5 protein-coding genes are annotated in these 17,369 nt (G+C 62.6%); all 5 read left to right on the top strand.

Annotated features, from left to right (window positions below):
• The first annotated feature begins 68 nt into the window (after nt 1–68).
• From ACAM49_RS07600 to ACAM49_RS07580, 5 genes are read left to right on the top strand one after another with little or no spacing between them, the layout of a single operon-like run.
• A complete protein-coding gene (locus ACAM49_RS07600) occupies nt 69–2,690 on the top strand; it encodes a DEAD/DEAH box helicase (protein WP_369634732.1) in 2,622 nt (873 codons plus the stop codon).
• Nucleotides 2,687–7,807 (top strand): hypothetical protein, encoded by a 5,121-nt coding sequence (locus ACAM49_RS07595; protein WP_369634731.1) that lies wholly within the window; start codon nt 2,687–2,689, stop codon nt 7,805–7,807. The genes ACAM49_RS07600 and ACAM49_RS07595 overlap by 4 nt, the downstream gene beginning before the upstream one ends.
• Entirely contained in the window at nt 7,804–14,226 is a 6,423-nt protein-coding gene (locus ACAM49_RS07590) for a DEAD/DEAH box helicase (protein ID WP_369634730.1), read from the top strand. The genes ACAM49_RS07595 and ACAM49_RS07590 overlap by 4 nt, the downstream gene beginning before the upstream one ends.
• The gene (locus tag ACAM49_RS07585; protein ID WP_369634729.1) at nt 14,223–16,349 is read left to right on the top strand and encodes a UvrD-helicase domain-containing protein; all 2,127 of its coding nucleotides are present in this window, start codon (nt 14,223–14,225) and stop codon (nt 16,347–16,349) included. Before ACAM49_RS07590 ends, ACAM49_RS07585 begins: the two co-directional genes overlap by 4 nt.
• Nucleotides 16,346–17,263, top strand: coding sequence for a serine/threonine-protein kinase (locus tag ACAM49_RS07580; protein WP_369634728.1), 918 nt, complete (start codon nt 16,346–16,348; stop codon nt 17,261–17,263). The genes ACAM49_RS07585 and ACAM49_RS07580 overlap by 4 nt, the downstream gene beginning before the upstream one ends.
• Nucleotides 17,264–17,369: the final 106 nt, after the last annotated feature.

Below are 17,369 nucleotides of genomic sequence, written 5' to 3'. Positions count from 1 at the left end.
ATGCCGACGGTGACAGTTACCGCATCACCGCGGTCGGCGCCTCGGAGTTCGTCCGCGACGAGGAAGCGGTGTTCTTCACCGAACTGGACGAGATCAGCTTGCTACGGCCCGAGGACACCATCCTCGAGCAGGACGAGACACCGCGCTTCGCGAAGAGCCGGCTGTTTCTGGAAGCGGTGCTGCGCCGCACGCCGCTGCCGCAGACCGAGAAGGGGTTGGCGCTGGCCGACCGGTTCCTGCTGGACCCGCTTGCCTACCAACAACGCCCGGCCGTTAAGGCCCTCGAAGCCCTGCGCCCACGCATCTTGCTGGCAGATGTGGTCGGCTTGGGTAAGACGCTGGAGATCGGCTTGATCCTGGGGGAGCTGATCCGGCGCGGTCGTGGCGAACGCATCCTGGTCGTCACCCCGCAGCAGGTGCTCGAGCAGTTCCAACGTGAGCTCTGGACCAGGTTCGCGATTCCCTTGATCCGGCTGGATTCGGTTGGCATCGAACGCATTCAGAAGTACATCCCGGCCGGCCGCAACCCTTTCACCTACTACAAGCGGGTCATCGTCTCGATCGACACCCTCAAGAACGAGGGGAAGTATGGTCATCACCTGGAGAAGATGAACTGGGACGCGGTCGTCATCGACGAGTCACACAATCTGATCGGTGAAACCAGCCTGCGCAACAAGCTGGCCCAGCTGCTGGCGCGCCAGACCGATGCGCTGCTGCTGGCCAGCGCAACCCCGCACAACGGAAACAGCGAGTCCTTTGCCGAGCTGATCCGCATGCTCGATCCGGCGGCGATCGCCGACACGTCGAAGTATCAGGCGAAAGACATTGCGCACCTGTACATTCGGCGCACCAAGACCGACTCCGAGGTGCGCAATCAGATCGGCACGAAGTGGCCGGATCGAGGGCCGTCGGTGCCGCTTCGCTGCGCGGCTACCCCGGCGGAGGAGAAGATTTTCGCGGAGTTGACCGAGGTCTGGCTGGCCGGTGAACAGCGGCTCGGCGGCCCTGTGGTCGGCACCAAGAACCGGCTGTTCCCCTACACGTTGCTCAAATCCTTCCTGTCCTCGCACAAGGCGCTCGCCAAGACTGTGGCCAACCGGTTGCGGTCCGCCGAGGAACAACGCGAGATCGACGCCCTGAAGACGTTGCAGCAGTTGACTTCTCGAATGACCGACGACGATTCGGCCAAACTTGCCGCCCTCGTCGCCCGGCTGAAGGAGATCGGCGTCGGTCCTAAGAGCCGCACCCGCGTAGTGGTCTTCTCCGAAAGCGTCGAAACGGTCAACTGGCTGCACGGCCTGCTGCCACGTGCCCTGGGGCTCCGGGCGGACGGGGTCGAGAAGCTGCTCGGAAACGGCATGTCCGATCAGGCGCAGCAGGACATTATCGAGGGATTCGGCTTGTCCGACAGCGCGGTTCGAGTGCTCGTCACCACCGACGTCACCTCCGAAGGAGTCAACCTGCACCACCAGTGCAACCATCTGATCCATTACGACGTGCCGTGGAGCCTGATCCGCATCGAACAGCGCAACGGCCGCATCGACCGCTACGGGCAGAAGGAACAGCCCCAGTTCGACGCTCTTATCCTCACTTCGGAGCTGGAGGGAGCCAAGGACGACCGGGCGGTGGCGGAGAAGCTGCTCGCGAAAGAGGAAGCGGCACACCGCAGTCTCGGCACAGCGGAGGCGGTCACCGGCGAATACCGGGCCGAGCGGGAAGAGCGTCGGCTGATTCAGGATCTGTTGGCGGGCAAGACCGTTGACGAGTCGCTGGACGTGCAACCCCTTGATGACGTGCTCGCCGACCTTCTCGGCTCGATCGGCACCGACGAGCTCGACGGGGACCCCGCGCGTGCCGACGCGCCGCACCTGTTCGACAGCACGGAGGCGTTCGTCAAGGAGTCGATCGACTCCTTGCGTCTACTCGACGATCTCGAAGACGACGGGGAGATGCTGGCGTTCACACCGCCGAAGGATCTGGTACACCGGTTGTCCGCGCTGCCTTCCGACTACATGCGCATGCATCGGGTGGACCAGCGCATGAAGGTCACATTCAATCGGAAACTGGCGCAACGCAAGCTGACTGAGGCACGTGACACCAAGATGATGTGGCCGGAGATCGCCTACCTGTCGGATCTGCATCCGCTGGTCGACTGGGTCACCGACAAGGTCCTGGTCCGGTTGGGGCGGCAAAAGGCCCCCGCGATCGTGGCCGCCGTCGATGAACCGGTGTTCCTCATCCAAGGTATCTACTCCAACTCGCTGGGGCAGCCCACCGTGGTGGAGTGGATGGCCGTGACCACCGACGGCGTGCTGCCGCGGCCGATGACCGAAGTCCTCGCCGACGCCAAGGTCGGACCGGGCATGACCAACACCAGGCGAACCATGGACCTCGGCCCGTTGCAGGCCCGTGTACCGGAGGTCGTGACGGCCGCGCGTGCCCACCTGAACGCGCGCCGCAGCGAGTACGACGCCAAAGTCGTTGCACCGCTCAATGAATACCGTCACAAGCTCCAGACCTGGGAGCAGCTCACCCTCGACGGACTCCCCGAGGCCCGCAAGAGCCGCCGCGACGCCGTCAACGAAACCGTCGACCGCCAGCAGCGGCTGCTCGACGCCATGCAGACTTCCGGCGAGCCCCTGCTGCGGGTGCTGGCCGTACTCGTTCCGGAGCAGGAGGCAGCGCAGTGAGGCTCGACTCGCTCGTCAATCGTGGCGACTACTTCTCGGCGCACTACCTCGCCGAAGTGCTGCCGAAGGACCTGAAGAAGAAAGACGGCCTGCTGGCCGCCTGGACCGAGCGCGAGAAGCAGCACCGACAGGAAAAGTCGGCCACCGCCGAAACGGCCGCGGAGGGTGCGACCGACCGCACCTGGGTGACCCCACGGCAGGGCCTGCGCGCCCTGGGCAAACCGTATTGGGCCGATCGCCCCTATTTTGCCGACCTAGACGCCCGTCGCCGCGACGACGACCCGCTCACCGCGCGCGAAACGGCTGAACAACACAAGAAGCTGCACGAACTGCACGGTGATGTGCTGCGTGCCTTGGGTTTCGACGCCCAACCGAGGGAGCTGACCGTCGAACGGACAGGCCGTGAGCACACCGTCCCCGTCGCCTTCGCAGACGACCACCTCGTAGCCATCGAATGCGGTTGGGCCGTCGACGTGGACGCCGCCCTCGACGACAGTCAAGCAGGACGCTTGCTGTCTCCGGTGACGCTGGACAACCACACGGAGATCACCTCCGGCACGAAACTCGCCAAATGGCTTTTCGCGGGCGACAACCCGCCGCGCTATGTCCTCATCCTCGCCGGCGGCGTGGTGATCCTGGCCGACCGTGCCACCTGGGGCGAAGGCCGCTACCTCGGCGTCAGCCTCGATATTGCCCTGGGCCGCAACGATATCGACGAACTGTCTGTCATCGCCGCCCTGTTCGGCGCGGACTCACTGCTCCCGCCCGCGGAAGGCGGCTCCGAACCGCTCGCCGAACTCCTCAGCAGCTCCCGCAATCACGCGGTCGGCGTCTCCAAGGAACTGCGCGACGGCCTCAAGGAATCGGTCGAGCTGATCGCCAACGAAGTGCTCGACCGCATCCGCTCCCAGGGCGCACGGCCTGAGGACATCATGGAACCCGCTGCCCTCGCCAAGGAACTGGGCCGGGAATCCCTTCGCTACCTGTACCGAATCCTGTTCCTGCTCTACGCCGAAGCGCGGCCGGAACTGGGCATCCTGCCCACCGACGACCAGGACTACGGCCGCGGCTACAGCTTGGCTCGCCTCGGCGATCTAGTGGTCCGCGACCTCTGCGATGAGGACAACCTGCACCTGTATGAGTCCCTGGATCTGTTGTTCAAGTTGGTCAACGAGGGACACCGGCCGCGCACGGCCGAGGAGCTCGCCGCGAAGAAAGCCGCCGAAGCGGAGCTAGCAAAGGACGGCAAGCTGTCCAAGAACAACAAACTCTCCGAGGAGGTGGGACTGCGCTTCGAGCCCATGCGCTCGGACCTGTTCGAGCCCACCGCAATCAGCCTCATCCGCGCGGATCTCCTCATCGATGACGACGAAGGCCGCACCATCGACACCCGGCTCCGCAACGCCTGCCTCTACCAGGTGCTGCGCAAGCTCATGCTCGCCAAGGGCCGACGCAAGGAACGCGGCGGCTTCATCTCCTACGCCCAGCTCGGCATCAACCAGCTCGGCGCGGTGTACGAGGGCCTGATGTCCTACACAGGATTCATCGCCACCGAGGACCTGTACGAGGTGGCCAAGAACGGCGATCCCAAGGACGGGTCCTGGATGATCCCGGCCTCCAAAGAGCGTGAATACCCGGACGACGTTTTCGTCATGCTCATGGATGAGGACGGAAAGAAGACCAGCGAGAAGATGCGATATCCGGTAGGTCGGTTCGTCTACCGTCTCGCGGGTCGTGACCGGGAAACCAGCGCCTCCTACTACACACCCGAATCCCTGACCAGCGTCACCGTCCAACTTGCGCTGAAATACCGACTTGATCAGGACGACACGACTACCACGGCGCGGGAGATCCTCGACTGGAAGATCTGCGAGCCCGCCCTCGGGTCCGGGGCATTCCTCAACGAGGCTATCAACCAGGTGGCCGCGGAATACCTGAAGCGGCGTCAGCGCGAACTCGGCATCGACGTCGACCCGGAAAAATACGAGGAAGAGTTGCAGAAGGCGAAAGCCTATATCGCCCTGCACAACTCGTACGGCGTCGACCTCAATGAAACCGCCGTCGAACTGGCTGAAGTCTCCCTCTGGCTCAACGTCATGCATCCCGGTTTGCAGGCTCCCTGGTTCGGCTTGCACCTGCGACGCGGCAACTCACTCATTGGTGCGGGGCGCAAGGTGTACAGCGCCGCCCAGCTAACCAAAGGGGACTGGCTCGGCCAGGCCCCCGAGGATCTGCCATTCTCCGCAGGTCCGTTGCCCACGGGCAGGGTGCACCATTTCTTGCTCCCCGCCGACGGCTGGGGCGCTGTGGCTGGAGCCAAGGAAGCCAAGGCTCTCGCACCCGAACAGGCCAAGCAGTTGGCCGGGTGGCGTAAGGGGATGAAGAAGAAAGTCTCCGACAAGAAGACCAATGGCCGCCGTGTTTCCCAGCTCCAGCGGCTTCAAGCACTCGCGGGCCGGGTCGAATATCTGTGGGACCTGGTCATCCAGCGGCTCACTATCTCCGAGCGCGAGATCAGTCGAAAGATCGACGTCTGGGGTGTGGACTGGCTCACGCAGCCCGAGCACGCTGTGCCCAAGGAGAAGGTGTACCACGACCTCACCGCACCCGGCACGCCCTACTGGCGTCTGAAGAAGGTCATGGACACCTGGTGCGCCCTGTGGTTCTGGTCGCCGGACGAGGTTGGGTTGCTGACCGGCAGCGACCCACGCTACGTGCGCGAGCAGGCTACCAATTCCCTTGTAAACTCCCTGGTCTCGGCAGTATCGGTCAGCCCGCCCGAGACCGCCATAGAAACATCTAGCTTCGAGCAGGTTTACGTCACCGAGTCGTTATTCAGCATCGGCAACGAACAACTCGACCTGGCAAAGTACGCCCAAGCACAGGTTACAGCCCCTCGCAGTTCTAAGCCCGCTCGTCGACCGAAGCTCGACCCAGTGCGTGAGGTAATTCCGCTGCGGAACCTCGACGACTGGATCGATTTCGCGGAGGCGGTGCTCGGCCGAGCGGATGTACCGGAAGATTCGCTCGTCACCAGCTTCACGGGCCTGAAGGATCTGGAGGAATACGAGGACCAATTGCCGCTCTGGATGGGCATGGACTCGGAATTCAAGCTGGGCGAGCGGTTTCCTTGGTTCGAAGCAGCCGAGGCTATCTCAGGTAGTCGGGGCTTTTTCCACTGGGAAGTACAGTTCGCACAGGTCTTCAAGCGAGGTGGCTTCGATCTGTTGGTTGGGAATCCCCCGTGGGTTCGACCGACTTGGAAAGAGAATTCCGTACTGGCCGAATTGGATCCATGGTTTATGTTGTCCGAGAACCCGTCCGCTCCAGACTGGGACGAACGAAAGGGCATGCTTCTCGGAACCGATGCCATGGTAAAGTATTTCGTGGATGAGCTTTCGGACAATTGGGGCGTTTCGGAATTCATTGGAGGCGGCACAAACTATCCGACTCTGGCTGGAACTCAACTCGATCTGTATCGGGGGTTCATGTGTCGTGTTTGGGATGCTTTGGGGCCTCAGGGTGCGGCGGGTTTGATTCATCCGGATACGCACTTTACCGGAACCAAGGAAGGGATGATTCGTGCGCGGGCATACCGTCATCTCCGCTTGCATGCACACTTTGTCAATGAAAGAATCCTTTTCGATATCCTAAATCGGAATGAATTCGGCATCCATATATATGGCCGGCCTGGGGGCATTGATTTCGCGCATCTGAGTTGGATTTTTGCGCCGGAGACTCTCGTTGGGTCATTGAATCATTCTGGTGGTGGGGATATGCCTGGCATTAAACACAATGGCACATGGGATATCCGGCCACACTCTGAGCGAATAATTAACGTAAACGAGAACGTTTTGGCCGAGTGGCAATCTCTTTTGGATGCCAATGGCTCCCCGGTTGATCAGACGCAACTCTTGTATCCTGTGAGCTCTGCCGAGGCGGGTGCGATCAACGCGCTGATAGCATTTGATGGTCGCATTACTGGCGACGATCTGAAAATAAGCTATGGGTTTGACGAAGCAAAAGCAAAGAAAGAGGGTCTCATTCGCTGGAATACGCACAAAGTCGATCGACTTGATGAGGTAATTCTGCAGGGCCCTCACTTCGTTCAGGCTACGCCATATAGTAAGCAGCCTAATATTCCTTGTCGATCCAACCGTGATTGGTCGCAATGGAATCTGGTTAGCCTTGCGGAGGATGCTGTTCCTGTTACGAATTACGTTCGAGCTGTGGATCGCGCCGAGTATGATCGCGCTCTGGATCGTTGGAACGGCCGGAAATTTACTGAATACTTCCGCCTGGCTTGGCGTGTTATGATGCGTTTGTCAAACGAGAGGTCGCTCTTTGCTGCGATAATTCCGCCGGGTCCTGCGCATGTCGATTTGGTTAACTCATTGGCGCTCTCGAATGATCGGGACACTGCGCTTTTAGCTGGATTCTGGGCGAGTTTACCGCTCGATTATAGGCTGCGCATTGCTGGGAGAAAACATCTTCGTAAGACGGAAGTGAGAATGCTTCCATCTCCTGATTCGGCGCATCCGCTTGCGTCGCAGCTTCTTCTGCGGACCCTGCGTCTCAATTGTCTGACAGGCGCTTACTCGGAGCTGTGGAATAAGCTCTACGATCATGAATGGGTGAAAGACCGGTGGGCGGTAAACTGGCCGGGATTGAGTCCGCTTGAAGCGGTAACGCCAGAATGGTGTTTCCGAACTCCCCTGCGGTCCCAGCGTGAGCGCCGGGCTGCGCTTGTCGAGCTGGATGCCTTGGTCGCGGTGTGGATTGGGATGACATCTGATCAGCTCGTAGCAATATACCGTGCGCGCTTTCCAGTCTTGTCTGACTATGAGGCTCAGATTTGGCACGATAACAACGGTCGAAAGATCGCGGGAGATCACAATGCATTCGGCTACGGGCAGACTAAGGAAGATTTCAAGCAACTCATGGATCACTTAGATCCTGAGATTGAAGGCCCGGTTCCACACGGCTACGAAGCCCCGTTCCGTAAAGTCGATCGAGAAGCCGAATACCGCTCTGCACACGCCGTTTTCGCCGAGCGGCTTGCTCTGGCAGGCTGGCCTGTTCCGGGCGAATCACAGCATGAGGGCGGTGCCGCATGAAACCGACCCTGGCGGCCGAGGAGCTGCGCAAGAGTCTGACTCAGTACCTGACAACCACTTTCGCTCTGGCCGAGCCGGCTGTCCGGGAAGCCCTCGAACGCTTCCTTGAACATGCCGAGCAAGGCATCTTCCGCGGCCCTTACTTGCGAATCCGCACCAAGTTTCGCAAGGTGGACGAGAAGACGTGGCGAAATCCCTTGCAGTGGAAGCCCGCTGGTTTCGTCCCGCACCTGCATCAGGCTCAGGCGTGGCAGCGCCTGAGCACTCGGGGGAAGAGGGCCGAGCCGTCGCTGATCACCACAGGAACCGGCTCGGGTAAGACCGAGTCATTCCTGATTCCGGTTCTCGATCACTGTCAGCGGGAGCGCGCGGCTGGGAATCACGGGGTAAAGGCCATATTCCTCTACCCCATGAACGCCCTGGCCACCGACCAGGCTCAGCGCATCAACGAACTCCTTACACAAACCGGTATGGAGGAGGTTACGGCCGCTCTCTACATCGGCGACACCCCGGAGGTCGGCTATCCGAAGGTGATGACCATACGGTCGGAGATCCGTCGCAACCCACCGGACATTCTCATCACCAATTACAAGATGCTCGACCTGCTGTTGCAGCGGGCCGACGATCTCCCGTTGTGGGAGGACGCCCGCATCGCCTACATCGTGGTCGACGAATTCCACACCTATGATGGCGCGCAGGCCACCGATGTGGCAATGCTGTTGCGCCGCTTGGCCGCCGCCACCGAGCATTCACGGCCTGGGGCACCGCTGGGTGACATCTGCCCGGTGGCCACCTCCGCCACCCTGGGAGAGGGCGGCGACGGTACAGAAATTCGGCGGGTGGCTGAGAAGGTGTTCGGGGTGTCGTTCCCGGCGGCGTCCGTGATCGGCGAGAACCGGCTCACCGTGGACGATTTCATGGATGAGCTGGATATGAGCCTGCCGCTGCCGAGCCCGGATGATCTGCTGAATTGTCCTGACCCGTTACGGTTTCCGACCGCGATGGAGGACATTGCTGGAGCCGTTACCGGATTCACCACGCTCAACCAGGCCGAGTTGGGGCAGTATCTGCGCAAGCATATCCTCACCCACGCGGTGCTGGAGATCCTCAACGGAAACCAGGACCGCGGCCGTCCGCGCACCATGGCGGAGATTCTCGAGTCGCTGCCCAAACGCGGGGCTTACACCTGGGGCGCGACTATTCGCGATAATCCGCGTAAGGCGGCCGCGGCGCTGGCGCGGTTCATCGCGCTGCTGTCGGAGGCGCGCGATCCGGAGAATCCGAAACAGCCGCTGCTGCTGATCGAAACACATGTCTGGGCGCGCGCGGTATCGCGACTGCTGCGGATGGTGAGCACGACGGCGGCGTTCGGCTGGGAGGGCGAGCCGCCGGTCATGGATGACGACTCGTTGATGGCCACGCGGGGCAAGCGCATGCTGCCCGCTATCTACTGCCGCCACTGCGGGCGTTCCGGGTGGGCGGTGTACTCGCCGGAGCGAGACCCACGGGAGCTGAACGTCAACCCGGACAAGATTTATCGGGCCAATGTGGGTTCGGAGAACAAGCGGGTGCGCGCGCTCATAAAGGCGACCGATAAAGAGGTCGAGGCGGGTGTGCGCAACCTGCTTGTCTTGGAGGACGATCGGGTGCGGCCGTTCGACCCGCAGGAAACCTTGGACGCCGAGCGGGTATATGTCCTGGGCGATGTGGCGACCACCCCGGAGGCGAACAGTCGCGCCGCCAGCGATCGGTGCCCGGCCTGCGATACCGATGAGGGCATCCGCTTCCTCGGCGCCGGTCTGGCCAGTTTGGCGTCGGTGGCCATCACCCAGTTGTTCGCTCGCGGCCAGCTAGAGCTCAATCAGCAAAAGACCTTGCTATTCAACGATTCCGTGCAGGATGCCGCGCATCGGGCCGGATTCGTTGCCAACCGTTCCTATGCGTTCTCACTGCGTCGTCTGATCGCGAACCGAATCGGTAATGAGCCTATACTGCTGCATGACTTGATCGCTGATCTGGCGGCAGCGGCGACCGAGGACGGTGCGCTGCCCGCCGTGGTGCCACCCGACCTGCACGACCTGCCTGAGATCGACGACATTCTGGCCGAGACGACATCCGGAAGCCCGCGGGCGTGGAGCCTCATCGGAGAGCGGCTGGCGTTTCAGACCATTCTGGAGTTCGGTCTGCGCTCCCGGCAGGGCCGCACTCTCGAGTTGACTGGTACGGCGGCCGCTGAGGTTATTCTCGAAAAACCAGAACTGGCAGCGGATCTCGCACGCGATGCGCACATGAAGGTGCAGTCCGGGCATATCGAGTTGCAGAGCGAGGAGCGCTACCTCGTCTTCGTTCGAGGTCTGCTGGAACGTATGCGCTATCGCGGTGCGATCAAACACCAATGGCTGGACGGCTGGATCGCGAATGCGGGCACGAAACGTTTCGGCACCATCTGGGGTCGTCGACCGGACGGTATGCCAGCCTTCCCCCGCGGACTGTCCGCGCCGACCTTCGTTCGTGACCGCGCTAAGAAGGGTTCCGAATTCGACGGCATCGAATCCGACCAGGGGTGGATGCAGGATTGGGCGTCACGATGCCTGGGCCTGGCGCGAGGGCAGGCCGGTGAGTACCTGTCGAAGTTCCTGCCGATGCTGGCGGCCGAGGGTGTGATCGCCAAACGCATTGCCGCGGACAGTTCGACGCAGGTGTACGGCTTGCAACCCGGCCATATCCAAGTTCGGCTTCTTGAGAAGCATGAGGTGGCCGACGCAGGCATCGGGTGCGACCGTTGCTCTTGGCAGCAGACCCTGCACCCCGAGCAGATCTCCGACTGGTTCGGTCAGCCGTGCCCTCGATACCGGTGCGGTGGAACGCTTTCCGTGCGAGGTCTACTGGACCACAACGACTACTACCGCCACCTGTACCTGGGCGGAAGCCCGTTCCGGGTGGTCACCGCCGAGCACACCGGCGCGCTCACCCGCGCCCAACGTGAACAGGTCGAGCAGCAGTTCAAGGACGGTAAGCGCTACAACGACCCGAATGTCCTGTCCTGCACTCCCACACTGGAATTGGGCATCGATATCGGCGATCTGTCGGCGGTGGTGCTCGCCTCGCTGCCACCCGGGCCCGCCAACTACATTCAGCGCGTAGGCCGTGCGGGCCGCAAGACCGGCAACGCGTTCCTGGTGACGCTGGTGGGTCGGACCCCGCGAGATCTGTACTTCATCGACCAGCCGCTGGCCATGATCGACGGCGAGATCATTCCGCCCGGCAGCTACCTGTCGGCCGTGGAGATCCTGCGCCGGCAGTATTTCGCGCACCTGGTCGACCTGGCCGCTCGCGACCGGCTGCCGGGTGTGCTGCCGCTACCGCGCCGCGCCTCGGCGCTGTTCGGCGAAACCGGTTGGCTGGCGGTCTTTGTGCCCGCCGCCCTATCCAGCGGTGCGGTCGAGCCGTTCCTGGACCTGTTCGGTGACACCGTTTCCGCCGGAGCGGCGAATGATCTGCGTGCCTTCGCGGCATTCGGTCTGGCCGATGCCGTGCGGGAGGCCGAAGAATCCTGGGAGGAACGCCTGGCCGACCTGCGCGAGCGGCTGCACCTCATCGACACCGCGATGGAGACCTCACAGGACGACGAGGACAACCGGGTCGTGAAGCGATCCATGAAAGCTGAACGGAAGGCAATCACCAAGCGCCTCAACGAGATCGGTAGTCAGAACGCTCAGAGCGCGCTGGTGGAGCTCGGCCTGCTGCCCAACTATTCGCTGATCGATACCGCGACGACACTGGAAGCCACGATCACCTGGGACGAGGACACACCCAAGGGTGATCGCGAATACCACAGTGAGGTACGCGAATACCGCCGCCCGGCGCGCGCCGCGCTCACCGAACTCGCGCCCGGCAACACCTTCTACATGCGCGGCTACCAGCACGAGATCACCGGCATGGATGTCGGCACACCGAATCGGCAGGCTTGGGAGTACTGGCGCGTCTGCCCGGAATGCGGTTACGTCCGAACGTCGCAGGCGGTGGAGAATACCTCGCCGTGCCCGCGCTGCAACGCCGGCGAAATCGGTGACGCCGACGCACTGCACAAGGTGCTGCGCCCCACCCGAGTCACTGCCCACGACCGCCGCGATGACGTTCGCATACGCGACGATCAAGACGATCGCAAACGCCGGTACTACGAGACCGTCACAGCCGTCGACATCGATCGCGCGGACATCGTAGAGGGCTCGTGGCGGCATGCGAAAGCCGTGTTCGGCGTGGACTTCACCCGGCACGCGGTGGTTCGCCGCTTCAACCTGGGCCCCACCCGCTACGATCGCCCGGCTGGCGATCGTTTCGCTGGGGAGGACGTGCGGCTCAATCCCTTCTACACCTGCCCCTCTTGCGGTGGCACGACCGTGGACGGCTTGCCGACCGGACAATCGAATGGTCTTGTCGCCCCGTCGATCTGGGACAAGTCGCGGCAGCATCACCGGCCCTGGTGCCCGTATCGGCGCTCGGTTCAGGACTCGGAATATCTCCAGCTGATCCTGGCACACGAGCTCGAGACCGAAGCGGTGCGCATCCTGCTGCCCGTCGCCACCCTGCGTGCCGAGGAGCGGTCCGCGAGCTTCCACACCGCGCTTATGGCGGGCGTGGCGCGCAACTATGGCGGTGACCCCGACCATTTGCAGATCGCGACCGCCACAATGCCGGATCAGGACACCGGCCGCCGCCGCCGTTTCCTTGTCCTGCACGACACGTTACCGGGCGGAACGGGGTATCTGCACCGGCTCGCCAGTTCGGACAACTTCCGCGATGTGCTAATCGCGGCACGCGATATCGTCGCCAACTGCCCATGCAAGGACGACAATCCTCCCAAGGCGGCTTGTCACCGTTGCCTGCTTTCGCACATCCCCAACGACAAGCCCGACTGGTACGGCATGGTCAGCCGCCTCGATGCCCTGGAGATGCTGGACGAACTGCTCGAGGACTGGTCCGTCACGGAAGTGACCGGTACCGACCAGATTTCGCTGTGGGACCAGGTCGAGAGCGAATTGGAGGCCCGATTCCTCGATGGGCTCGACAAGTGGTGGAGACGTCCCGATGTCGAGGCTGTCCTGGCCCGGGGTGAAATTGTCGCTGGCAAACGGACGGCAGACCTGCGCATCGAAGGCCCCGACGGGCAGGTGCGACATTGGAAGATGCTGTTGCAGAACACTATTCGAGGCACGCGGCCCGATGTAGTGTTCCGTTTGGTTAGTGATCAGCCGCAGGAGATCTCCGTCTATCTGGACGGTTACGAGTTCCACGCCTCGCCTAACCACAACAGGTTGGCCGATGACGCCCGTAAACGTGCGAGCCTGCGGGCACACCGCGGTCTGGTCTTCCAGCTCACCTGGAACGACATTGACGCTTGGGAGCTGCGCGGTTTCGGCCCGAACACCTCGAAGGAACCCCTAGTCGAGCCGTATCAGGGCAATGCGCAGGGGGCCGCGCGCAAAATCTATCAGGGCACCGGCCGTGACTCCGATGAGTTGGTGCGGACCATGTGGACCAACCCGGTGTACACCCTGCTCGCCTACCTGGCCGACCCGGATCAGAAGGTGTGGCGGGCCAGAGCCGAAGCTGTGGTGGCCGGTGCGACTAAGACCGCGAAGGTCCGCCCGAGTACGTCGGATGCCAGCGGTGTCGCGAAGCGGGTCACGGCGGCACTGCGCGGTGACCCGTTGCCTGCCCCCGAGAACGGTCCGATCGCCACAATCGCCGCCCCACAACTGTCGATCGTTCTCGACCAACGCGATGGTGCGGCGTGGAGTGCGTTCACGATCATCGACGATCGCGACGAAGCGATCGAAACCGATCAAGACGCACACAAGAAGCGCTGGGCGAACTGGTTGTACTGGGGAAATCTGTTGCAGTTCCTCGATTTCGGCGCCGGTGACAGCGCCCAGCTGACCCTGTCGGCAGTGGACGAGTTCGACGCCACTGAGCTCGCCGCTGCGGGTGGCGGCGGCTTCCTCACCATGTTGAGCCTGTTGCCGTTGGACGAGGACCTGAACGACGACAGCCTGCCCCCGCCGGCACGGCGTGAACCCAAGCCGGAGCCGATACCGAAGTCCGACGACCACACCGTGTCGCCGCAGTGGCTCGAGGTGCTGGACCTGCTCGACCCCGACGAACCCGGACTCGCCGAGCTGGCTCATGAGCTGGCCGTACTCGGTGTCACCGCGCCCGAGGTCGGTTACGAGCTCGGCGAACACGCCTGGCAGGCGGAATTGGGTTGGCCCGCGGCGAAAGTGGCGGTAGTGCTGGCCGGAGACGATGACGAGGCGCGCAAGCGCGATGCCGCATATGCGGACGAGAGCTGGCAGGCTCGGCCCGCGGCGGCCTGGACGGCGAACGAGCTCGCCGCACGGATCGGAGGACAACCATGAGTGACGCGACACTGCGCATGCTCGACAAGGCTTACGACGAAGTGCTGAAGCTCCCGCGGGCCGTCAAAGGCGCGATCTACGACTTCCAGCACAAGTTCCGGGAAAACCCGGAATCGCCTGGCCTGCAACTCAAACAGCTGAAAGGCAACTCACGCCTGTACTCGGCGCGAGTGAACCTGGACTATCGAGCGCTCATGTTGCACGCGGGCAATCAGGACTATGTGATCGTCGCGATCAAGCCGCGTCAGGAGGTGTACGACAACCTTGATCGGTACGCCTACCAGATCAACCCGGTCAGCGGCGGCATCGAATTCGTCGACCTGGTGACGGCGGAAGCCGCGGTGCCCGAGGAACCCGCCGGGCCCGCGCCGCTTTTCGTGCAGTACTCCGACCAGACGCTGCTGGATCTGGGTGTCGCGGAACCGCTGCTGGCGCTGGTCGCGAAGATCACCAATGAGGACGAGTTGCACGGGCTGATGTCATACGCCCCGCAGCTCACCTCGGAAGTCTTGTTGGAGTTGTCCGCCGGCAAGACTCCCGAGGAGGTGATGGAGCAGATCACCGCGCCCGTAGCAGCCGCGGAGGATGTTGATGCGGATGACTATCAGGCGGCGCTCGATCGCCCCGCGACTGTCACCACCGAAGATGGTGCGCTGCAAGCGATTTTGGAAGAGGGCGACTTCGGGCGCTGGAAGGTATTCCTGCACCCCACTCAGCGCAAGATCGTTGAACGCAATTACAGCGGGCCCGCTCGGGTCAGCGGCGGGCCGGGCACAGGCAAGACGATTGTCGCTCTCCACCGCGTCAGCAAACTGGTGGAGCAGCTGGGCCCCGGCACCGGCAAGGACGTTCTGCTCACGACCTTCAACACTAACCTTGCCGCTGATCTGAGGCAGCGCCTGCTCGATCTATCCGGGCCGGAGGTGTTGGATCGAGTCGATATCTTCAATATCGACAAACTCGCGGTGAAGGTCGCCACCGAGGGCAATGGCGGTGCTGGGCGACGGTGGATCAACGACGCCAAAGCTGTCGAGGAATGGGAGCACCTTCTCGCGGAACAGGATGAGCGGCAATGGGATCCGCACTTCCTTCACGACGAGTGGACCCAGGTCATCCTCGGACAGGGTCTGGCCACGCGCGCGGAGTACTTCAAGGCGCGCCGGGCGGGCCGTGGTCAGCGTATCGGCCGCGAAACACGGGCTGCGATCTGGCGGCTGGTTGAACGGTACGTGAAGCGGCTGGACGAACAAAACATGTGGACGCTGCGGCAGGTCGCCGAGCGGGCGGCCCTGTTGGAGACCGAGCGCGCCGAGAATATTGCGCACGCGAATAGCACTGCGCCACAAGGCGGTAGTGAGCTGAGGCATCGCTACCAGCACATCGTTGTGGACGAAGCGCAGGACCTCAGTCCGACGCACTGGCGGATGCTGCGCGCCATGGTCGCCGAGGGGCCGAACGACATGTTCATAGCTGGTGACACTCATCAGCGCATCTACGGCCAGTACGCGTCACTCGGCCAGCTCGGCATCAATATTCGAGGCAGGTCGGCACGACTGACTCTGAGCTACCGCACCACCCACGAAATCCTCGGCATGGCAGCGGCTCTGCTCGGCGAGGAGGAGTGGGATGACCTGGACGATGGCAACGACGATCTCACCGGCTATCGCTCGGTACTGCGTGGGCCACAGCCCACGTTCCAGGCCTATCCGACTTGGGAAGCCGAATTGGACGGGATCGCCGAGCAGATTGCGGCCTGGCCGCACGAGTCTGTCGCGATTGCGGTACCGGAACGGTGGATGGCCGAGGCCGTGGCGAAACGCTTGAACAAAGCCGAGATTGACTCCAGCGTGATCGGGCCGGACGGACCCGGGGAGAACCCCGCTCCGGTTCATATCGGCACCATGTACCGCTTCAAAGGCTTGGAATATAAGCGGATGATCCTCGCCGGAGTCGCAGACGGTGCCCTGCCTGGTAGTCGCGTGGTGGAACTGAAGCAGACCGACCCTGCACGCTATCGTGCGGAGATCAAACGGGCCCGGTCGTTGCTGTTCGTCGCCGCGACCCGTGCCCGAGACAGCATCCTGATCAGCTGGCATGGGAAGAAGAGCCGGTTCTTGCCATGAGGACGCTCGCCGACCGGTACCAGATCACCTCCGCGATCGGGCGCGGTGGCATGGGTGAGGTGTGGAGTGGTAAGGATCTGCGCCTCAACCGGAAAGTAGCCATCAAATTGGTGGCGTCGGAATTCGCGACCGACATCGAAACGCGGCGGCGGTTCAACCGGGAGGCGAGAATTACGGCTCGACTGAGCCATCCTGGCGTGCCGGCGGTGTATGACTTCGGCGCGGATGGCGAGCTCTTCTTGGTGATGGAGCTCGTGTCCGGTGACACTATCGGCATGCTCGTCGACGAGCGCGGAGGGCTGCCGGTGAACTGGGCCACGTGCATCACAGCCCAGGTCTGCGCGGTGCTGGCCGCGGCTCACGACGTGGATCTGATCCATCGGGACGTCAAACCGGGAAACCTCGTCCTCAGCCCGAACGGCCTGGTCAAACTCATCGATTTCGGCGCGGCCACCTCATTGCGTGCCGGGGACTACTCGGTCATTACTGCGTGGGGTGATATCCCAGCATCACTCGGCTACATGGCTCCTGAACTGCTGGAAGGAGGATCGGCCGGACGTGCCAGCGACCTGTACTCGGTCGGCTGCCTTCTCTACGAACTCCTAACCGGTACGCGAGCATTCGAAACCGGCGTGGATCGGACTGTGTCGCCGCCGTGTGGGCGTGACATGCCTGCCGAGCTGAAGGAGTTGACCTTCCAGCTGCTGGATCCTGATCCTGCCCGTCGCCTGTCCGATGCGCGAACAGTGCACAGCCTTATGAGGCCATGGATCGGTGATCGCCAGCCGATTCCGGGCTGGATTGGCCGCGATATTTCCGGCGACCCCGCTCAGATGTACGTGGACGCCGCATCGCAGAGGAGTGACGCGAGAGCAACCACGAGCAGGTCCGGTCGTGTCATACCACCGGGCTGAGGGCACGACTGTGGTTCTGGATGGTGCAGAACGCCGCCCAACAAGATCGAAACAGGTCCCTCCACTGCACACCGCCGCGTAATCTGTACTGGCGCATGCGAATGCA

Origin of the sequence: Nocardia sp. JMUB6875 (assembly GCF_041154655.1) — a bacterium.
Classification (GTDB): domain Bacteria; phylum Actinomycetota; class Actinomycetes; order Mycobacteriales; family Mycobacteriaceae; genus Nocardia.
Note: the sequence above shows the minus strand (reverse complement) of the source record. Positions and strands in the feature narration are given on the sequence as shown.